Origin of the sequence: Pseudaquabacterium terrae (assembly GCF_013266755.1) — a bacterium.
GTDB classification, from domain to species: domain Bacteria; phylum Pseudomonadota; class Gammaproteobacteria; order Burkholderiales; family Burkholderiaceae_C; genus Pseudaquabacterium; species Pseudaquabacterium terrae.
This window is the reverse complement of the sequence record NZ_JABRWJ010000017.1, coordinates 24,541-45,003: the sequence shown is the minus strand read 5'-3', so window position 1 is coordinate 45,003 and position 20,463 is coordinate 24,541. Positions and strand designations below refer to the sequence as shown.

The window sequence follows — 20,463 nt, the reverse complement described above, 5'->3', positions numbered from 1 at the left end:
GTTTCCTTTGAGTGCGCTCTTCTTTCGCGCACAGCTTGACGATCGGAATGTTGCTCCTATAATCCGCAACATTGATCCCATAAAATGGGATATGAAGATAATAACATGGGACACATGACTGCCACAACGGTTCTTGCGAAAGCGGTGAAAAACGCGCTTCTCCTCGCAGAATCAACCAATGGAGATAGGGTCTTGATGCTGCATCCGGTGTTGGTCGATCTGTGTGAGGCCTATCGCCTATCATGTCGTCCCAATATGTCATCAGGCTCGCCGAATGATGCGCGGTCGTTGATCGCCAGCGGCCGACCGCTGCTCGGCGCAGGCCCCGCCAGCGTCGCCGCACGGGAGCTGTCGATCCCCACGCGCGGCGGCAGCGTGCCGGCCAGGTTGTTGTTGCCCTCGGCCGTGCCCGAGGGCGTGGTGGTGTACTTGCACGGCGGTGGTTGGGTCATCGGTGCGCTCGACGACTTCGACGCGCTGGCGCGCCACCTGGCCGACCGCAGCCGCTGCGCCGTTCTGCTGCTCGACTACCGCCTGGCGCCCGAGCACCCTTTCCCCGCGGGCCTGCACGACGTGGAGGACGCGCTGCGCTTTGTCGCCGGCGGGGGCCTGGACCGCATCGCCGGGCTGGGCGCCTCGTTGCCCCTCGTGGTGGCGGGCGACAGCGCGGGCGGCAACCTGGCCACCGTCGCCGCGGCTGCCTTGCGCCACGACGTCGACATAACGCTGCAACTGCTCGTCTACCCGGCCACCGACAGCGCGATGGCCTGGCCCAGCTACACCCGGTTCGGCGATTACCCGTTTCTCACCAGCGCCGACATGCGCTGGTTCTATCGCCACTACGCGCCCGAGTCGGCGTGGGCCGATCCGCGCATCTCGCCGATCAATGCCACCGATCTGGCCGGTGTCGCGCCGGCATGGGTTGCGGTGGCCGAACACGACGTGCTGCACGACGAGGGCGTCGCATATGCGCGCCGCCTCCAGTCCGCGGGCGTTCCGGTGGAACTGCATCGCTACGAGGGCGTGACGCACGGCTGCGTGCGAATGATGAACATCCTCGACACCGCCGACCGCATGCTGGACGAAGCATCGGCCGCCATTCGCGCCGTCTGCCGACGGGCCCCATCCCTTGCCACTTCAGGAGTACCCATGAACAAGCTCAACACCCAGCGCGCCGATGCGCCGGCCCCTCGGCACCGACGCGTCGACGCGGTGGTCGTCGGCGCCGGTTTCGGCGGGCTGTATGCGCTGCACAAGCTGCGCAGCCTCGGCCTGGAGGTGCAGGGCTTCGAAGCCGGAAGCGGCGTCGGCGGCACGTGGTTCTGGAACCGCTATCCCGGTGCGCGTTGCGACTTCGAGAGCGTCGAGTACTCGTACTCCTTCTCCGAGGAACTGCAGCAGGAATGGTCGTGGAGCGAGCGCTACGCCGCCCAGCCCGAAATCCTGCGTTACATCAACCACGTGGCCGACCGGTTCGACCTGCGCCCGCTGATCCGCCTGAACACCCGCGTCGTGTCGGCCGTGTTCGACCGCGCCAGCGCCCTGTGGCGTGTCACCACCGACGCCGGCGACACCGTCGAGGCCCGCTATTGCGTGATGGCCTCGGGCAATTTGTCGACCACCAAGTTCCCGGACATCGCCGGGCGTGAGTCCTTCGCCGGCGACTGCTACCACACCGGCCAGTGGCCGGCCGAAGGCGTCGACTTCACCGGGCTGCGCGTCGGCGTGATCGGCACCGGCTCGTCGGCGATCCAGGTGATCCCGCTGGTCGCGCAGCAGGCCGAGCACTTGGTCGTCTTCCAGCGCACGCCGCCGTACACGCTGCCGGCACGCAACCGGCCGGTCGCGCCGCAGGAGGAGCAGGCCTGGAAGCGCCGCTACAACGAGATCCGCGAGGCCGCCAAGCGCACGATCTCGGGCATCGCCGCCTTCTGCAAGCCGACCCAGTCGGCGCTGGAGGTCTCCGAGGAAGAGCGGCGCACCGCCTACGAGAGGCACTGGGGTGATGGCCGCACCAGCATCACGCGTGTTTACAACGACCTGCTGGTCAACGAGGCCGCGAACGCGACCGTGTCGAAGTTCGTGCAGGACAAGGTGCGCGAGATCGTCAAGGACCCGGTGGTGGCCGAAGCGCTGGTGCCGCGCCACTTCCTCGGCACGCGCCGTGTCTGCCTCGACACCGACTACTACGAGACCTACAACCGCGCCAACGTGACGCTGGTGGACATCCAGCGCGCGCCGATCGAGGTCATCACGCCGGACGCGGTGCGCACTGCGGAGAAGGAATATCCGCTCGACGCGCTGATCTTCGCGACCGGCTTCGACGCGATGACCGGCACCCTGCTGGCGATCGATATCCGCACCAGCGACGGCGTGACGCTGCGCGACCAGTGGTCCGCGGGCCCGCGCACCTACCTCGGCCTGATGACGCACGGCCTGCCCAACATCTTCTTCGTCACCGGTCCGGGCAGCCCGAGCGTGTTGACCAACATGATCCTGTCGATCGAACAGCACGTGGACTGGATCGCCCAGTGCCTGGCGGACATGGAGCGCAACGGACAGGCACTGATCGAGCCCGAACTCGCCGCCCAGGACGACTGGGTCGACCACGTCAACGGACTGGCGGCCAAGACCCTGTACCCGCGCGCGAACTCCTGGTACCTGGGCACCAACGTGCCGGGCAAGCCGCGCGTGTTCATGCCGTATGTCGGCGGCGCCGAGGCCTATCGAAAGGTCTGCGACGAGGTCGTCGCCGACGGCTACCGCGGCTTCGCCTTCGGCACGGCGCCGGCGACGCCGCCGGTGCGGATGCCGGAAGCCATTGGTGCAGGCGCGAAATGAAGCGCTACGACTACATCGTCGTCGGGGCCGGCTCCGCCGGCTGCGTGATGGCTAACCGGCTGAGCGAGTCGGGCCGCTACTCGGTGCTGCTGCTCGAGGCCGGCCCCAAGGACCGCTCGTTCTGGATCCACACGCCGCTGGGCTACGGCAAGACCTCGGTGGAGACCCGCTTTGCCCGCCACTTCCACACCGAGCCCGACCCGCTGATGGCCGGCCGCTCGCTGAAGTGGCCACGCGGCGTCGTGCTCGGCGGTTCCAGCTCGATTAATGGCCTGATCTTCATCCGCGGGCAGCGGCAGGACTACGACGCCTGGGCCGCCGCCGGTTGCGACGGCTGGTCGTGGCGCGACGTGCTGCCGTACTTCATCAAGTCCGAACACAACAGCCGCGGTCCGAGCCCGCTGCACGGCGGCGACGGGCCGCTGTGGTCCTCCGACGTGCAGGGGCGTCACGAGCTGATGGAGGCCTTCATCGCGGCGGGCCAGGAGCTGGGCATTCCGCGCAACGACGACTTCAACGGCGACGAGCAGGAAGGTGTCGGCTACTACCAGATGTTCACCCGCCACGGCAAGCGCTGCAGCACCGCGGTGGCCTACCTGCGCCCGGCCCTGGGACGCCCGAACCTGCAGGTCGAGAGCGGCGCCCACGTGAGCCGGCTGCTGTTCGAAGGCCGCCGCGCCACGGGCGTGCGGTTCGAGCAGGACGGGCAGACGGTGGAGGTCGGTGCGAACCGCGAGGTCGTGTTGTCGGCCGGCGCGCTGCAGAGCCCGCAGGTGCTGCAGTTGTCGGGCGTCGGGCCCGCGAAGTTGCTGGCCGGCCTGGGCATCCCGCTGGTCAGCGACTTGCCCGGCGTGGGCCAGAACCTCCAGGATCACCTGCAGGTGCGCCATGTCTATCGGGTGAGCAAGCCCATCACACTGAACGACCGCATGCGCACGCTCACCGGCCGCGCCGGCCTGGGCCTGTCCTACCTGCTGTTCAAGCGCGGCTGGCTGGCGCACACGGCCACGCCGGGCGGCATGTTCGCGAAGGTGCTGCCGGAGTCCGAGACGCCGGACGTGCAGTTCCACTTCGGGGCACTGTCGGCCGATTACGTGCGAACCGATCCGCACAAATGGTCGGGTTGCACCTTGTCGGTCTGCCAGTTGCGACCGGCATCGCGCGGCAGCCTGTCCATCTGCAGCACCGATTCGCGGGCGGACCCGGTCATCCAGGCGAACTACCTGTCGGCGGAAGTCGACCAGCGCTGCGTCGTCGAGGGCCTGAAGCTGACGCAGTGCATCGCGGACACGCAGGCCATGCGGCCCTACATCGAGGGCCGCTTCCTGCCCGAGCCGGGGGCGCTGAGCGACGACGAGCTGCTGGCTTTCGCGAGGCAGCACGGCACGACCATCTTCCACCCGTCGGGCACCTGCAAGATGGGCCGGGACCCGATGGCCGTGGTCGACCCGCAGCTGCGCGTGCGGGGGGTCGACGGGCTGCGCGTGGTGGACTGCTCGGTGATGCCGCTGCTGGTGTCCGGCAACACCAATTCGCCGACGGTGATGATCGCCGAGAAGGCCAGCGAAATGATCCTGGCCGCTGCCCGCGCGGAGCTGTCGGCGCCTGCAGGCGCGAGAGCCGCCGCGCGCGCGAAGGCCGGGACCGCAGACGCGGCCATCCCGGCCGACGGCTAGGTGTCTTCCCTATTTTGTCCTGTATATTGGGATATCAATCCCAAATTTGTTTACAGCGACGACATCGACGTTCATACTAAAGCACATCGAGTCATCACGTTTGTTGGAACTGAATCTCATAAATCAGGATTCAATGACCGCGAAGCGGGTGATGTCGACGCTTCACTCTTGGCAAAGGAAATCAGATGTCCGTTCATCCACTCGTTCGCGGCTCGTTGAAGTCAGCGGTTCTCGCCGCCGTCCTGTCGGCCTCGTGCCTGGTGCCGGCCGTTGCCGCCACCACCGTCAAGGCGGTGCTCTATTCACCGCTGCGCCTGCTGGACCCGGTCGCCAACGGCGGCTACGTCACGCAGAACCACGCGTACATGATCTACGACACCTTGTTCGCGCTCGACGCGAACCAGAAGGTGCAGCCGCAGATGGTCGACAAGTACGAAATCTCGGCCGACAAGAAGACCTACAAGTTCACGCTGCGCCCGGGCCTGAAGTGGCACGACGGAACGCCGGTCAAGGCCGAGGACTGCGTGGCCTCGATCAAGCGCTGGGCCGAGCAGGACAAGATGGGCCAGGTGATGGTGTCCTTCATGCGCGAGATGAAGGCGCTGAACGACAACAGCTTCGAGATGGTGTTCAACACCCCCAACGGCCTGGTGCTGGCGGCACTGTCCAAGCCGCGCGGCGCGGCCTACATGATGCAAAAGCGCATCGCGGAGTCCACACCGGCCAGCCAGCCGATCAAGGAGCACATCGGCTCGGGCCCGTTCAAGTTCGTCACGGCGGAATTCAAGCCGGGCCTGCAGGCCGTCTACGAAAAGAACGCCGACTACGCGCCGCGCAAGGAGCCGGCGAGCTGGTTGGCGGGCAGCAAGGCGGTCAACGTCGACCGCGTGGTGTGGGTGACCATGCCTGACCACGTGACCACGGTCAACGCGCTGCTCAACGGCGAGATCGACTACATGGAGCTGGTGCCTTACGACCTGCTGCCGATGCTCGAGGGCAAGCCCAATATCAAGGTCGACGTCGTCGACAACACCGGCCAGCTCACCTTCTACCGCTTCAACTTCGCGCAGCCGCCTTTCAACAACCGCAAGATGCGCCAGGCGGCGATCGCTTCGATCGACCGGGCGGCCATCATGCAGGCGCTGGTCGGCAACCCGAAGTACGCGCGGGCCTGTGCATCGATCTACGGTTGCAGCGGCTCGCCGTTCTCCACCACGGTCGGCACCGAGTCGCTGGTCAAGCCCGACCCGGCGCTCGTGCAGAGCCTGAGCAAGGAGGCGAAGTTCGACGGCGCGCCGATCATCGTGCTGCAGCCGACCGACGTGGCGGTGCTGGCGCCGCAGCCCATGGTCATCGCTCAATCGCTGCGCAAGAGCGGACTGAAGGTCGACCTGCAGTCGATGGACTTCCAGACCTTCATGACGCGGCGCGTCAATTCCGGCCCGGTCGACAAGGGTGGCTGGAACATGTTCCACACGAACCTGGGCACGCTGGACCTGTCGGATCCGATCCGCGCGTTGCCGGTGGCCACCAACGGCGCAAAGGCCTGGAACGGCTGGCCCGACATCGCCGACATCGAGGAGCTGCGCCAGAAGTTTGCGCAGGCCAGTGACCTCGAAGAGCAAAAGCGCATCGCCGCGCAGATCCAGAAGCGCGTGATCGAGGAGGGCGTGATGGTGCCGGCAGGGCAGTTCTTCCTGCCGACCGCCTTCCGCACCGCCCTGAGCAACGTCGTCTATGCGCCCATCCCCGTGTTCTGGGGCATGAGCAAGCCGGCGCAGAACTGACCGTCCTGCCATGCTTGCCTACATCCTGCGGCGGGTCGTCGCCACGGCCCCCGTCGTCGTCATGGTCGCGGTCATCGTGTTCGCGATGCTGCGACTCTCGCCGGGCGACCCGGCGGCCATCATCGCGGGCGACAGCGCCAGCCCCGAACAAGTGGAGGACCTGCGGCGCCACATGGGGCTGGACAAGCCGCTGCACACGCAATTCTTCGTGTGGTCGGGCCAGCTGCTGCAAGGCAACCTGGGCAACTCGCTGATCTCGAATCAGCCGGTGGCCGAGATGATTGCCGGCCGCATATTCCCGACCATCGCGCTGGCTTGCACCACGCTCTTGTTGACGCTGCTGATCGCCTTGCCGCTGGGCATCGTCGCGGCGGCGCAGCAGGGCAAGCTGGTCGACAGGGCAGTGATGTCAGTGTCGGTGCTGGGCTTCTCGGTGCCGGTTTTCGTCACGGGCTACGTGCTGATCCTGCTGTTCTCGATCAAGCTCGGCTGGTTTCCGGTGCAGGGGTACTCGCCGCTGGACCAGGGCTTCTGGCCCTTCCTGCAGCGGCTGCTGCTGCCGTCGATCGCGCTGAGCACGGTGTACGTCGCGCTCATTGCGCGCATCACGCGATCGAGCATCGTCGAGATCATGGGCGAGGACTTCATCCGCACCGCCCGGTCCAAGGGGCTGACCGAGCGGGCCGTGCTGCTGCGCCACGCGCTGGGCAACGCGGCGGTACCGATCATCACCATCATCGGCGTCGGAATCGGGCTGCTGTTGAGCGGCGTGGTGGTCACCGAGTCGGTGTTCAACCTGCCCGGTCTCGGCCGGCTGGTGGTGGAGGCGGTGCTGGCACGGGACTACCCGCTGATCCAGGGACTGATCCTGCTGTTCTCGTTCCTCTACATCCTGATCAACCTGATCGTCGACGTGCTCTACACGGTCTTCGATCCGCGTATCCGCTACTAGGGAACTCCATGTCGGCGCTCTTGCAGGAATCCACGATGAACCAGTCCTTCGCGACGGCACCCCCCGAAGCGACAGCATCCGCCGCGGTGCCCCCGCCCGCATCCGCGCCGTCGGTGTTCTCGGAGCTGCGGCGCGCGCTCAAGACCGCTCCGGTCTTCGCCGCGGTGCTGATCCTGGCATCGGTCGTGCTGATCGCCCTATTCGCGTCCCAGATCAGCGCGATCGACCCCACCGAAATGAACCCGGTGAGCCGCCTCGCCATGCCGTCGGCAGACCACTGGCTCGGCACCGACGCCTTCGGCCGGGATGTTGCCGCGCGCGTGATGCACGGCGCGCGGGTGTCGCTGGTGGTGGGGATGGGCACCGCCATCGTGACGGTGGCGCTCGGCCTGCTCATCGGCGTGATCGCCGGCTACTTCGACTTGGCAGGCGGCATCATCATGCGCGTGATGGACGGCGTCATGGCCATCCCGGCCATCCTGCTCGCGATCGCACTCGTGTCAGTGTCGGGCGCCGGCATCGTGACGGTGATGGTCGCCATCGCCATCCCCGAGATACCGCGGGTCGTCCGCATGGTGCGAGCGGTGATCCTGAGCGCGAAGGGCGAGTCCTATGTCGAAGCGGCGATCTCGCTGGGCACGCCGCTGCCGACACTGCTGCTGCGGCACCTGGTCCCCAACACCATCGCGCCGCTGATCGTGCAGGGCACCTACATCTTCGCGTCGGCGATCCTGATGGAGGCCATCCTCAGCTTCCTCGGCGCCGGCGTGCCGCCCGAGCGACCGTCGTGGGGCAATGTGATGGCCGATGGCCGCATGTACTTCCAGATGATCTCGGGCCTGATCCTTTATCCCGGCATCGTGCTGTCGCTGACCGTGCTCAGCGTGAACATCCTCGGCGACGCGATGCGTGACGCCCTCGACCCGCGCATGGTGCGCAAGCTCTGATCCGAACCGACCCAAGCTCCCATGGCCATCATCCACACTTCCTGCGTTCGCCCATCCACGTCCCCGTCGCCGGTGCTGCGCATCGAGGACCTGTCGGTTCGCGCCGCGCATGGCCACGGCCACGGCACCGGGCCTGTGACAGTGCTCGATGGCATCGGCTTCGACGTTCATGCCGGCGAGACTGTGTGCATCGTCGGCGAGTCGGGCTCCGGCAAGTCGGTGACTTCGCTGAGCGTCATGGGCCTGTTGCCCAAGGGTGCGCTCGCAGCGACCGCCGGGCGCATCCTCGTGGAAGGCGAGGACGTCCTGCAGGCCCGGCCGCGCCGCCTTCGCGAGCTGCGCGCCACGCGCATGTCGATGGTGTTCCAGGAGCCGATGACCGCGTTGAACCCGGTGCAGACGGTCGGCGAACAGATCGACGAAGTGGTGCGCCTGCACAGCGGTCTGGGCCGGGCTGCGCGCCGCGAGAAGGTACTCGCCATGCTGGACTCGGTACACCTGCCCGACGTACGCCGCATCTTCGACTCGTATCCGCACCAGCTGTCCGGCGGCCAGCGCCAGCGCATCGTCATTGCGATGGCGCTGATCCTCCAGCCGCGCCTGCTCATCGCCGATGAGCCGACCACCGCGCTCGACGTCACCACTCAGCGGCAGATCCTGTTGCTCATGCGCGAGCTGCAGCACAAGCACGGCACCGCGATCCTGTTCATCACACATGACTTCGGAGTCGTCTCCGAGATCGCCGACCGCATCGTCGTGATGAACCGGGGCAACGTGGTCGAGGTCGGCTCGCGCGACGACATCCTGGCGCGGCCGCAGGCGGCGTACACGCGCATGCTCATCTCGTCGGTGCCGAGTCTGGTGCCGCGCGCGGCCCGCCAGCGCGGAGTCGACGTGGTGCTCGAAGTCGCCGGCCTCGACAAGCGGTACACCGAGCACCGTCTGTTCGGTCCGGACCGCGTCGTTGCCGCCGCGAGCGACGTGAACTTGAGCCTTGCCAAAGGCGAAATCCTGGGCGTGGTGGGCGAATCGGGTTCGGGCAAGTCCACCGTCGCGCGTTGCGTGGTGCGGCTGATCGAACCGACCGCCGGCGAGATTCGCCTCAAGGGGCGCGACATCGCTCGCGTCCGGCGCGGTGCGCTGCGCCCGGTGCGCAAGCACATCCAGATCGTGTTCCAGGATCCCTATCGGTCCCTCAACCCGCGGCGCCGTGTCGGCGAGTCGATCATCGAGGGCCTGCTCAACAACGGCATGGCGCGGGAGACCGCTCTGGCCAGGGCGCGCGAACTGCTGGTGCTGGTGGGCCTGCCGCCCGATGCCATGAACCGCTATCCGCACCAGTTCTCCGGCGGCCAGCGGCAGCGCATCTGCATCGCGCGTGCGCTGGCGCTGGAGCCCGACATCCTGGTCGCCGACGAAGCCGTTTCGGCGCTCGATGTGTCGGTACAGGCGCAGGTGCTGACGCTGCTCGAGGAGATCCGCGAACGCACCGGTGTCGCGGTGCTGTTCATCACCCACGACCTGCGGGTCGCGGCACAGATCTGCGACACCATCGTCGTGATGAAGAAGGGCCGGATCGTCGAGTCCGGGCCGGCGGCCACGGTGCTGACGAATCCGCGCGAGGCCTACACCCGCGAGCTGATCGAAGCGGCGCCGGGACGCGACTGGGACTTCCAGAACTTCTGCACGCTGGTGCGCTCGGCGCCCGCGTTGGCCGTGGCCTGAAGCATCGGCGCCCGTATCCGTCAGCTGACCATGCGCATTGTCTGAAGCAATGCCGTTGCGTCGGCCGTCTCGGCGTCGGGCTGGACAACATCGATGTCGAGGCGTGCCGCGCGCGCGGTATCGCCATCTTGCCGGCTACCGGTGCCAACGCGCAATCGGTGGCCGAGTACGTGATCACCACCGCCTTGCTGCTGAGGCGTCCCGGCAGCTACACCGTGTCGGACGACGTTGCCCAGGGGCACTGGCCGAGGCCGCACGCAAGCCAATGCCACGAGATCGCCGGCGCCACGCTCGGCGTGGTGGGTTTCGGCGGCATCGGGCAACTGACGGCCCGGCTCGCGCAAGGCATGGGAATGCGCGTCATCGCCGCTTCACGCAACGCGACGGCCACGCCCGCCACACAGCTGGAAAGCGTGGCGATGATGTCGCTGGAGGAGGTCTTGGCGCAAGCGACGTCCTGACACTGCACGTGCCGCTGACGCCGCAGACGCGGGGCCTGATCGGTGCTGCGCAACTCGCGTTGATGAAGCCCGACGCCATTCTGATCAACACCGCCCGCGGGCCGATCGTCGACGCCAGGGCTTTGCTTGACGCGCTGAGAAGGGGCCACCTCCGCGGCGCAGCGCTCGATGTCTTCGACGACGAGCCCTTGCCGGCCGGTTCTGCGTTCGCCGATCGCCCCGCGAACCTGCTGCTCTCGCCGCATGTGGGCAGCACGACCGTCGAATCAGACTTCCGCGTCTGCGACATGGTGGCGACCAAGGTGCTGGATGCGCTGTCGCAGCACGCCAGCGCTGCGAGCGTCTGAACGGAGCCACCTCATGAAACCCCTGGCCGATTTCGAAAGCAAGCTCATCGTGGTCACCGGTGCGGCCGGCGGCATCGGGCGCGAATGCGTGGACCTGCTGCTGGCCACGGTGCTCGCATCGTCGCCATCGATCGCGACGCTTCCGCGTTGTCGGCCCTGTCGGCCTCGAGCGAGCGCCATGCCGGCAGGGCAAGGGTGGCGACAGTGGTGTCCGGGGCTCGAATCTCCGGCGGCCTGCGCGGCGGCGATCGGCAAGGTGGACGCGCCCATCTTCGCGCTGCTGCACCTGGCCGGCATCTTCGAAGCGGATGAGATCGATGCCCAGTCGCGCCCTGTGTGGGATCGCGCCATTGCCGTCAATCTGACATCGGCCTTCGACATCACCGGGGCTTGCCTTCCGCATTTGGTGACCGACGAAGCCGCGCGCCTGGTCTTCATGGCCTCGGTCGCGTATCGGCGCGGATCGTTCGACCACATCGGCTACTCCGCGGCAAAGGGTGGCATCGCAGCCATGGTCCGCGCCATGTCGCGCCGCCTCGGCCCGCGCGCCATGGTCAACGCCGTCGCGCCGGGCATCATCCGCACTGCAATGGCGCAGGACATCATCGACTCACGCGCCGACGCACTCCTCAACACCATTCCTGTGGCGCGCTTCGGTCACCCGCGCGAAGTTGCCGGCGTCGTCAAGTTCCTGTGCAGCGCAGACGCGAGCTACATCACCGGCCAGGTCATCAACTGCGACGGCGGGATTGCCAACGGATGAGCGCGCACTACCCCTCGACGCGATGGAGGCGTCGACGCGCGAAGCGTTCACGCTGACGCGCGGCACGCTCGGCCCGCATCATTCGAAACGCTGCGAGCCTCGCTGTTGCTGGCCGAGTCGACTCGTGACGGCCCTGGTGCTAGATCACAAAGTGGGCGTGTGCGAGGCGCGCCTCGGATATCGCTCGCGGACTCACGCGAGTCTTTGTCGACGCTGCTAACGCTCAACGAGCACGAAGTGTTCGAAGCGGCGGATGGCGAGGCCGGCCTCGAACTGGCCTTTCGACTGCGCGCCGACGCAGCCCTGGTCGACATTGGTTTGCCCCGAATGGACGGCTACGAATTCGCACGGCGTGTCAGGGCACAAGGGGCCTCGCTGTGGCTGGTGGCGCTGACGGGATACGGACATCCTGAAGACCGGCAGCACGCGCTGGAAGCCGGTTTCGAAGAACACCTTGTGAAGCCGATAAGCGTCGATGAATTGGAGCGTATCGTGAAAGAGGGCATTCTCGCGCGGAAGCGGCCGGCCACTTCCTGATGTTTGGGGAACAGCGCGAGTCGGCCGATCAACATGGATTCATCAATGCATATCGACACGCTGCCCTGCGGTCGCATGGTGGGAGCCACGAAGTCGGCGACCAGAGAATTGGTCCGCTGTCACTGCGCGTGACGGTCGTGCGCGGGGCCGGAGCCACGCCGCCTCACATGCCGCGATCGGAGTCGAGCTGCGCCACCACCGATGGCGCGAAGTCGGCCATGCTCTCAGCCCGGCGCCCCAGGGCCCAGTCCAGCAGTTCGGCGGCAGGCATCGGCCGCGCGAACAGGAAGCCTTGCATCTCGTCGCAGCCCATGCGCACCAGCGCATCGCGTTGCCCTGCGGTCTCCACGCCCTCGGCGACGACGCGCAGGCCCAGGGCATGGGCGAGCCGTACGACCGCATCGACCACGGCTCGCGCATCGCTACTCGACTGCAGGTCCTGCACGAAGCTGCGATCGATCTTCAGCTGCCGCGCGGGCAATTGGCGCAGATAGCTCAGGCTCGAGTAGCCGGTTCCGAAATCGTCGATCGACAGAAAGACGCCGATGCGCGCGAGCCCTTCGAAGGCGGTCTGCGTGGCCTGGATGTCCTCCATCGCGACGGACTCGGTGATCTCGCACAGCAGACAGGACGGCTCGACACGCTCGCGCTGCAGCGCCCGCTCGATGCGCTCGACCAGGTCCGGCTCGCGCAGCTGGTAGGCCGACAGGTTGATCGCCACGCGCATGCGCACGCCGACCTCGGCCCAGTCGCGCATCTGGCGGCAGGCCTCTTCGATGACCCAGTTGCCAATGGCGCCGATGAGGCCGAAACGTTCCGCCAGCGGGATGAACACGCCCGGGCTCAGCAGGCCGCGCTGCGGGTGGTTCCAGCGCACCAGGGCCTCCACGCCATGGATCCGGCCCTCGTGGCCGTCGATCTTGGGTTGGTAGTACAGCTGCAGTTCGCCGCGTTCGACGGCGTGGCGCAGGTCGCTCTGCAGGCTCAGCGTGTAGAGCGCATCGCTGTCCATGTGCGCTTCGAACACCGACATCGAGTTGCCGCCCGCGCGCTTGGCCGCGTACATCGCGCTGTCCGCATGGGCGACCAGCTTCTCGCCGCGACCGTGGTCCGGGAAGATCGCGATCCCGACCGAAGCCGAGATCTCGACCCGGCGCTTGCCGATCTCGAGCGGACGCGCGATGTCGCCGACGATGCGTTGCGCGAGCGATGCGCAGTCCGCGATGGTGGCGACATCCTCCATCAGGACCAGGAACTCGTCGCCACCCACGCGCGCGACGGTGTCGCTGTCGCGCGCCGCGTGGGCAAGGCGGCGGGCCACTTCCTTCAGCAGAAGGTCGCCGGTCCCGTGTCCGAAGGAGTCGTTCACCGGCTTGAAGCCGTCGAGGTCGACGAAGAGCACAGCCAGCTTGGTCCGATGGCGCTCGGCAACGCCGTCTGACGAGCGCTCGCAGCGGGCGATGGCGTGCTTGAGGCGGTCTTCGAACAGCTCCCGGTTGGCCAGCGCCGTCAGCGGATCCTGCAGCGTACGCAGCCGAAGCTCGTCGTTGGCACTGCGCAGCTGAGTGTTGGCGACCTGCAATGCACTGGCCAGCCGGGCCGCCCTGTCCTGCATCCGTGCATCGAGGATCGAGGTCAGCCAGGTCATCCCGAGCATCAGCACCGAGGCCAGGATCACCAGCGCGCCGATGCGCTCGCCGACGATGGCGCCGGCGCTGAGGCAAACCGATCCGGTCGGAAAGGCCGCTGCGGCCATGCCGGTGTAGTGCATGCCGCAGATGGCGAACCCCATCACCACGGCGGCGCCGGCCTGGTAGGGCATGCCGCGCCGCACGTTGAAGCGCCGCAGCCAGAAGAAGATCGACAGCGCCGCGCCGGAAGCCACCACCGCGATCGCCGCCGACGCGGCCACGAGCCAGGCGTCCCAGACGATGCCCGGGGCCATGTCCAGGGCGGCCATTCCGAGGTAGTGCATTGCACAGATGCCGGCTCCCATCGCGACGGCACCCAGCGTCAGGCGGGCCAGCGTGAGCTGGCCGTAGCCGGCGACGGCAAGCGCGACTCCGGAGACCGCCACGCCCGCTGCCCACGACGCGATCGTCAGCCAGGTCGTGTAGCCCAGCTGCACCGGAAGGCTGAAGGCCAGCATGCCCACGAAGTGCATCGACCAGATGCCCGAACCCATCGCCACCGAGCCCCCGGCCCACCATCCGACGGCGAGCGCGCGGTCAGGCGTGCGGACCCGTTTCGCCAGGTCGAGGGCGACATACGAGGCGATGCTGGCGATGACGATGGACAGCGCGACCAGCCAAGGGTCGTACTTCGACAGGAGAAACGTCATTTCGGGGGGGCCATCGAGACCTTCATCGTCGGGCCGGCCGGGCGGCGATCAAGGAGTGCGGTACGGCGCGATGTTCGGTTTTAGCAGTTTAGCGATGGGCGGCGCGGAGCCTGCCGACAAACAGGCCGTTGAACATGCGGCTTTTCCGGGCCCCGAGGGCCGGTCAGGCTGATTGCCTGGGTCGACCAGGCCAAATCAACCCGACCGTATCGCCCAGCCACAATGGACGTAGTCGTCGCCGAACGCCTCGCCTGCTGTTTGGTGGCCTGCAGCTCGTGCCCACGCCGAAGCAGGAAACCAAGTGCATCGCCCACACCTCGCGCGACGACCGACATCTGCAGCGTATCGCATCGGGCCGCTTCACTGGCGAGCCGGCGTTTGCAGTCCTAGTCGGCGAACCTGGGCCAGCCGGTAGCGCTGCGCGACAAGAAGCCTGGCACCAAACATCTGAGGCAGTTCACTGACGTCGAACTGTGCTCGGCGTTCGGTCTTGAGCCAGTCGGCCTCGCGCATCGCCTACAGCAGTGCGGTGGGCGACAAGGTAAATTCTGTCGAACTCACGTCCGAGACCTGCGCTGCTCGGCGTCGTCGTTATGCATGTGGCCGACCTCTGTCGTCCCTTGACAGAAGCGGCTTCGATTTGACTGCAGTTCCGGCTTGCGCCCGACGCACGCTTGCCGCCAACTCGATCCGTTGTGGCGTTGGCGCTGATCTGGCCGATCCGTGCCACCTCAGCCCGAACGGAGCGACACGTGGACGACTCTCCATCAGCGCTGTATCGGATCGGAGACGCAGCGCTGCGTGCCGGCCACGATCGGTGGCAGCAGGTGCTCGAGGATGCATACGCGCGCGGCCTGCAGCCACTGTGCCTGTGCCGACCGGCCGGCGTGCCCATGTACCTCGCGCGCTACGACGCGGCGGTCATCAAACGCATGCCCGACACCGGCCACCTGCATCACCCGGCGTGCCCTTCCTTCGACCCGCCGCCCGCCTTGTCCGGCCTCGGCGAGGTGCTCGGCGAGGCCGTGGTCGAGCGTGCCCCTGATCGCGTCGACGTCCTGCTCGACTTTCCGCTCACCAGGCGACCCGGCTGTGCGGCGCCTGCGGGAGGCGGCGGGGCTGAAGCGACCGAAGCCGTCGCCCAGCGTCGGCGGCTGGGGCTACGAGGGCTCGTCCATCTACTGCTGCAGCGAGCCGGCTTCAACCGCTGGGTGCCGCGAATGCAGGGCAAGCGCACGTGGTTCGTCGTGCGCAAGCATCTAATCGAGGCGGCGGCCGAGATTCACGCGAAGGGCATGCGCCTCGCCGACTGCCTCTTCATCCCCGAGCCGTACTCGATCGACAAGGGTCCCGAGCTGGCGCGCCGGCGCACGCAAGTGCTGGCCAGGCTGCAGTGCCCGGACCAGGACGCGCAGTTCCGGCTCATGCTCGTGATGAGCGAGCTGAAGGAGTTCACCGCGACCGAAGTCGACTACCGCATCGTCCTGCGCCACATGCCGGACTGCCCGCTGTACATGCAGCGCAAGGCCGGCGACCGCTTCAAGGCGATCTTCGAGCGCGAGTACGAAGCCTGGGCGCATCAACGCTGCGCCGAGCAGGCCGGCCAGGTCGACCCGTGGCGCTCGCGCTTCCTGTTCTGCGGACTCATCTATGCCCGGCGCGAGGATCTGTATGCCGTCGATATGGCGACACTGGTCATGGCCAGCTCGAACTGGCTGCCTCTGGACCACCCTTACGAGCGGCTGCTGATCGACGAACTCGTCCGCCACGAGCGCCGCTTCCTGAAGCCGCTGCGATTCGAAGCGAAGCGCGGTGCCTCCTTCCCGAACGCCGTGCTTCTCGACACGGGGAACAGCGAGACCCCGTTGGACGTCGTCACGCCGTTCATGCCGGAACGGGAGCGGCAGGCGAAGCTGGCCGCCATCGCCAAGCGATTGCCGAAGGCCTGGGTGTGGGACATGCAGGCGGACCCGTCGCCGCCGCCACTTCCGGCCAAGGCTTGATTTCACGGTGGCTCCCCGTAGGGTCGCCGCATGCTGACCCGCCAGGAGTCCTCCGACCTCGCACGGTTCACCGATGCCGTGCGACGAGCGCTGCCGAACTTCCGGGAATCCGACTCGCAGCACCACATGATGTCCGCGATCGCCGAGACCTTCGATCGTTGCCTGCATGGCCGCGAGGTTGCCGAGACGGACGGCGCGAACATCCTCGTCTGCGAATCCGGTACCGGCACCGGTAAGACCTTCGCCTATGCAATGCCCGGACTGGTGCTCGCGCGCTCGGTCGGCAAGAAGCTCGTCATCTCGACGTCCACCGTTGCGCTGCAGGAGCAGCTGTGCGCGAAGGACCTGCCGTTCCTGCAGTCGTGCGCACCCTGGCCCTTCAGTTTCGCGATCGCCAAGGGTCGGGTCCGGTACGCATGCCGCACGCGTCTGGAGGCGGCAGCGCTCGAGGCGCGCCAGATCAGGCTCGACGAGGTCGACCCGCACGACGATCCAAAGCACGCGGCGGCGCTCCGCGGCCTGGTCGAGATGCTGGACGCAGGCCGCTGGACGGGTGACCGTGACCAGATCGAGCAGGCGATGCCCGATGCGCTGTGGGCGCGCCTGACGACGGATCGCAGCGGCTGCACCGGCAGCATCTGCCCGCACTTCGGTGACTGTCCCTTCCAACGGGCCCGGCAACGGGCGAGGGAGGCCGACGTGATCGTCGCGAACCATGACCTCGTGCTGTCCGCGCTCGACCTGAACCCAGGCAGCGTGCTGCCCGATCCGGCGGACTGCTTCTTCGTCTTCGATGAAGGGCACACCCTGCCGGCGAAGACCGTACTGCACCACGCCGAGCGGCATCCGGTCCGGGCCGCGTACGGCTGGATCGGCGAGGTTCCGAGACTGGTGACGACCATCGTGCACGCCTTGCACATCGATGCGTCGTTGCATTGCCGCATGCAAGGCGCCTGTGCCGACGTGACCCAGGCGCTGGGCGTGCTGTGGCGCTGGATCGAGCAAGCGGAGGGCTGGAACGGCGATGTGCTTCGTTTCCGGCACGGCGTCGTGCCAGGCGACCTCGCGCGAGCCGGCGAGTCGCTGCTCGGCGCGATGCGCGTCGTGCTGGATCTCGTCAGTGACCTGCGCGTCGATGCGCTCAAGAGCGCGGCCTTGAAGCCAGAACTCGTGCAGCACCTGCTGGGCGAGCTGGGCGCGCATGAGGCGCAGGCCGAGCGCGTTGTTGACGTCTGGACCCTGATGCTGCGCAATGACCGTCCGGGTGCCGCGCCGACTGCACGCTGGATCGAGCGGTCGGCCGACGATGCGATCGTCGCCGCAACGCCGATCGATGCCGGCGATCGGGTCCAGCGCGCGGTGTGGCGGCGGGTCAGCGCGGCGATCGTGACGTCGGCCACGCTGACCGCCGGCGGCGAATTCGGCCACTTCCTGCGCCGGACAGGGCTCGACCGGCTGCCCGACGTCCGGATGTTGCGCTTGGGTTCTCCGTTCGACTACCGCCGGCAGGCGCGGATCGTGGTGCCGCACATGCGCACGACCCCAGCCGACGCCGCGGCGCACACCGACGAACTGGCCGCGCTGCTGCCCGGACTGGTGGCCGGCGGGGCATCGCTCGTGCTGTTCGCTTCCGCGCAGCAGATGCACGACGTCGTCGCTCGCCTGAGCGCGGCCGAAAGGCCGCAAGTGCTCATGCAGGGCGAGCTGTCCAAGGCCGCTCTCATTCAGCGCCATCGGCAGCGCGTCGACGAGGGCAGGGCGTCCACGATCTTCGGCCTCGCGGCCTTCCATGAGGGCGTCGACCTGCCGGGCCGCTATTGCACGCAGGTCGTCATCGTTCGACTGCCCTTTGCCGTACCGACGCATCCCTGGGAGCAGGCGCGCGCCGAATGGGTTCGGCGCTGCGGTCGCAGTCCGTTCCGTGAACTCGTCGTGCCCGAAGCCGCGATGCGGCTCGCGCAAGCCGTGGGCCGGTTGATCCGGACCTCCACGGATCGGGGAACGGTGACGATCCTCGACCGGCGCCTCGTGACGCGACGGTATGGACGAGAACTGCTGCGCTCGCTGCCGCCGATGCTGCTTCAGGTCGATGGCGACGCAGACCCACGGTCCGCGTTGGCGGTCGACGAGGCGGCTTGATTCCACGAGCGCGAGGCCTACCGTGAGACCTCATCCCGCTGCATGCGTGTTCCGCGGCGGGCCAGCGATTCGTCGAGGAGTCTGCCCATGAATCAACTCGCAGCCACGTCGCAGGCGTCGATCACGCCGGCCTCCCTCCTGGGCCGCCGACCGGCGCCGCAGGTCCCCATCGGCGGGGTCATCCGGCCCGGCATCAAGGAGCTGACCCATGCCGCGCAGCAGAACGATGCCGCCCGCGCGATCTACGAGCGCGGCTGCACTGAAGGCAAGGGCTTCGACGCGATCGAGGACGAGATCCACCGCGCCGCGCCGAACCTGAAGAACCCGCTCAAGCCTGCCAACGTGCCGTACTTCAGCGCACGGCGCGGCGACTTCCCGATGCCCGAGCGGCGCCTCTACCGCTTCCCGGTGATCTTCGCGGCCGACTCGTGGGAGGTGCTGATGCCGCACACCTTGCAGGTTTGGGCTGCGGGCAAGCGCAAATACTGGGCCCACTTCGTCCGCTACTACGCCTACACCGCCCACAACTTGCACTTCATGGAAGTGCATGCCCGGGCGCACGAGAAGGTGCGCAGCCAGCCCGAGCTGATCGCGCAAGCAGAAGAGATGGTCGAGGAGTCGATACGCACGGCCACCGCCGAAGTCGATGGTCTCCTTGCGAAGGCACAGAAGGTCATGGCCGACAACGGCGTTTGCCAGTCGGTCCGGTACGGCGTCGGTCCCTTGCTGGTGCCTGCCGAGGTGGTGTCGCCGCACTGCGGCTCGTATCTCGCGCTGATGATGAAGGCGGATCTCCTGTTCGGCATGGTCGAGTACCAGCGCCTGCGCCGCTGTCTGCCTGGCAAGGTGTGCGATGAGCAGTTCGCGCGGGTGGACAGGCTGCTGAAGTCGTTGACGACCATCGGCGACCTGCCGATCAACCAGGTGCATGACGGCACGCTGGCGCCACACATCAAGAGGCGTCTCGCGGCCGGCCGTTCGCACAAGACCGTCAACCTCGAGCTGGCCATCGTGCGTCGGGTGCTCAACCTGTGTGCGACGAGCTGGCGCGACGACAACGGCATCACCTGGCTCGAGCACGCTCCGCGCATCACGCTCCTGCCACTGATCGGCCACCAGCGCGAGCCTCGGCCGATCAGCTGGCAGGAGCAGCGCCAGCTGCTGCTGCCGAAGCTGCCGCCGCACCTGGCGCGCATGTCGCTGTTCATGCTGAACACCGGCGCGCGCGACGATGTGGTCTGCAGCCTGCGCTGGGACTGGGAGATCAAGGTCCGCGAACTCGGGGTCAGCGTGTTCGAGGTGCCCGCTACCCACGTCAAGGGGCGCAGGCGTGCGCGGGTGCTGGTCTGCAACAGCGTCGCGCAGTCCGTCATCGAGGCGGTGCGGGGGCAGCACGCCGAGTTCGTGTTCGTCTACCAGCGCCTCAGGAAGGATGGAACGGCCGGCCGCGAGGAGCCGCATGCCATCGAAACGATGAACAACACGGCCTGGCAGCGCGCACGACGGGAGGCCGGCTTGGGTGACCTCCACGTGCACGACCTGCGGCATACGACCGGCATGCGCCTGCGGGAGGCGGGCGTTCCGGAGTCGACGCGGGCCGACATCCTCTGGCACACCAGCCCGTCCATGACGCACCACTACAGCATGGCGCAGATCGTCGAGCTGCACGGGGCGCTGGAAAAGATCAGGGACGATGGCGGGTGCTGGAACAAGAGCCTGGCGACGCTCAGGCTCGAGCAAGAGGGGGCGAGGCGGGATGCGAGTCCCCCAAAAGTCCCCCAGCAAAGAAAAACGGGTTAGGCGCGATGAGCACCTAACCCGTTGATCCGTTTCTTGTTTTTCTGGCGCGGCTGGCAGGATTCGAACCCACGACCCCTTGGTTCGTAGCCAAGTACTCTATCCAACTGAGCTACAGCCGCGAAGCCTCGCAGTATAGCAGCACTT

At 67.3% G+C, this 20,463-nt stretch carries 13 protein-coding genes, 1 tRNA gene and 1 pseudogene; 12 read left to right on the top strand and 3 right to left on the bottom strand.

The features are described 5' to 3' along the window. The first annotated feature begins 288 nt into the window (after window positions 1-288). The 9 genes and pseudogenes from HLB44_RS34245 to HLB44_RS34205 all read left to right on the top strand — a co-directional run bounded on the left by HLB44_RS34245 (window position 289) and on the right by HLB44_RS34205 (window position 12,036). A complete protein-coding gene (locus HLB44_RS34245) occupies window positions 289-2,841 on the top strand; it encodes an alpha/beta hydrolase fold domain-containing protein (RefSeq protein WP_173134566.1) in 2,553 nt (850 codons plus the stop codon). Next, window positions 2,838-4,517: a GMC family oxidoreductase gene (locus HLB44_RS34240; RefSeq protein ID WP_173134563.1), complete on the top strand. Its 1,680-nt coding sequence runs from the start codon at window positions 2,838-2,840 to the stop codon at window positions 4,515-4,517. The genes HLB44_RS34245 and HLB44_RS34240 overlap by 4 nt, the downstream gene beginning before the upstream one ends. 185 nt (window positions 4,518-4,702) lie before the next feature. Continuing rightward, entirely contained in the window at window positions 4,703-6,304 is a 1,602-nt protein-coding gene (locus HLB44_RS34235) for an ABC transporter substrate-binding protein (RefSeq protein WP_173134560.1), read from the top strand. A gap of 10 nt (window positions 6,305-6,314) precedes the next feature. Further along, window positions 6,315-7,256 carry an ABC transporter permease gene (locus HLB44_RS34230; protein WP_173134557.1) on the top strand — a complete coding sequence of 314 codons (942 nt, stop codon included), beginning with the start codon at window positions 6,315-6,317 and terminating at the stop codon, window positions 7,254-7,256. 35 nt (window positions 7,257-7,291) lie between these two features. After that, window positions 7,292-8,203: an ABC transporter permease gene (locus tag HLB44_RS34225; RefSeq protein WP_173134555.1), complete on the top strand. Its 912-nt coding sequence runs from the start codon at window positions 7,292-7,294 to the stop codon at window positions 8,201-8,203. A 21-nt stretch (window positions 8,204-8,224) separates the two neighbouring features. Then, window positions 8,225-9,928 (top strand): ABC transporter ATP-binding protein, encoded by a 1,704-nt coding sequence (locus HLB44_RS34220; RefSeq protein ID WP_173134552.1) that lies wholly within the window; start codon window positions 8,225-8,227, stop codon window positions 9,926-9,928. Beyond that, a pseudogene (locus HLB44_RS38435) lies at window positions 9,868-10,736 on the top strand (NAD(P)-dependent oxidoreductase). Before HLB44_RS34220 ends, HLB44_RS38435 begins: the two are co-directional and overlap by 61 nt. A gap of 13 nt (window positions 10,737-10,749) precedes the next feature. Next, window positions 10,750-11,499 carry an SDR family NAD(P)-dependent oxidoreductase gene (locus HLB44_RS34210; protein WP_173134549.1) on the top strand — a complete coding sequence of 250 codons (750 nt, stop codon included), beginning with the start codon at window positions 10,750-10,752 and terminating at the stop codon, window positions 11,497-11,499. Window positions 11,500-11,703: 204 nt separating this feature from the next. After that, on the top strand, window positions 11,704-12,036 hold the full coding sequence (locus HLB44_RS34205) for a response regulator (protein ID WP_246312631.1): 333 nt from the start codon (window positions 11,704-11,706) through the stop codon (window positions 12,034-12,036). Window positions 12,037-12,199: 163 nt separating this feature from the next. Here the strand turns inward: HLB44_RS34205 and HLB44_RS34200 are convergent, their stop codons facing one another. Then, window positions 12,200-14,377 carry a putative bifunctional diguanylate cyclase/phosphodiesterase gene (locus HLB44_RS34200; RefSeq protein WP_173134546.1) on the bottom strand — a complete coding sequence of 726 codons (2,178 nt, stop codon included), beginning with the start codon at window positions 14,375-14,377 and terminating at the stop codon, window positions 12,200-12,202. Between the two features lie 360 nt (window positions 14,378-14,737). Beyond that, the gene (locus HLB44_RS34195) at window positions 14,738-14,890 is read right to left on the bottom strand and encodes a hypothetical protein (protein WP_173134542.1); all 153 of its coding nucleotides are present in this window, start codon (window positions 14,888-14,890) and stop codon (window positions 14,738-14,740) included. A 239-nt stretch (window positions 14,891-15,129) separates the two neighbouring features. Here HLB44_RS34195 and HLB44_RS34190 point away from each other — a divergent pair, with 239 nt between their 5' ends. From HLB44_RS34190 to HLB44_RS34180, 3 genes are read left to right on the top strand one after another with little or no spacing between them, the layout of a single operon-like run. Continuing rightward, complete coding sequence (locus HLB44_RS34190; RefSeq protein ID WP_173134539.1) at window positions 15,130-16,380, top strand: DUF1173 family protein; 1,251 nt, start codon at window positions 15,130-15,132, stop codon at window positions 16,378-16,380. A gap of 30 nt (window positions 16,381-16,410) precedes the next feature. Then, window positions 16,411-18,519, top strand: coding sequence for an ATP-dependent DNA helicase DinG (gene dinG, locus HLB44_RS34185; RefSeq protein ID WP_173134536.1), 2,109 nt, complete (start codon window positions 16,411-16,413; stop codon window positions 18,517-18,519). Window positions 18,520-18,561: 42 nt separating this feature from the next. Then, window positions 18,562-20,319: a tyrosine-type recombinase/integrase gene (locus HLB44_RS34180; RefSeq protein WP_173134533.1), complete on the top strand. Its 1,758-nt coding sequence runs from the start codon at window positions 18,562-18,564 to the stop codon at window positions 20,317-20,319. Between the two features lie 42 nt (window positions 20,320-20,361). On the opposite strand, the gene HLB44_RS34175 is transcribed toward HLB44_RS34180, so the two are convergent. Then, window positions 20,362-20,438: transfer RNA gene (locus HLB44_RS34175), tRNA-Arg, on the bottom strand. Window positions 20,439-20,463 lie beyond the last annotated feature (25 nt).

Coding starts and splice junctions, on each gene's coding strand:
- HLB44_RS34240 (WP_173134563.1), top strand. CDS start 2,838: ATGAAGCGCTACGACTACATCGTCGTCGGGGCCGGCTCCGCCGGCTGC.
- HLB44_RS34235 (WP_173134560.1), top strand. CDS start 4,703: ATGTCCGTTCATCCACTCGTTCGCGGCTCGTTGAAGTCAGCGGTTCTC.
- HLB44_RS34230 (WP_173134557.1), top strand. CDS start 6,315: ATGCTTGCCTACATCCTGCGGCGGGTCGTCGCCACGGCCCCCGTCGTC.
- HLB44_RS34225 (WP_173134555.1), top strand. CDS start 7,292: ATGAACCAGTCCTTCGCGACGGCACCCCCCGAAGCGACAGCATCCGCC.
- HLB44_RS34220 (WP_173134552.1), top strand. CDS start 8,225: ATGGCCATCATCCACACTTCCTGCGTTCGCCCATCCACGTCCCCGTCG.
- HLB44_RS34210 (WP_173134549.1), top strand. CDS start 10,750: ATGAAACCCCTGGCCGATTTCGAAAGCAAGCTCATCGTGGTCACCGGT.
- HLB44_RS34200 (WP_173134546.1), bottom strand. CDS start 14,377: ATGACGTTTCTCCTGTCGAAGTACGACCCTTGGCTGGTCGCGCTGTCC.
- HLB44_RS34195 (WP_173134542.1), bottom strand. CDS start 14,890: ATGCGCGAGGCCGACTGGCTCAAGACCGAACGCCGAGCACAGTTCGAC.
- dinG (WP_173134536.1), top strand. CDS start 16,411: ATGCTGACCCGCCAGGAGTCCTCCGACCTCGCACGGTTCACCGATGCC.
- HLB44_RS34180 (WP_173134533.1), top strand. CDS start 18,562: ATGCGTGTTCCGCGGCGGGCCAGCGATTCGTCGAGGAGTCTGCCCATG.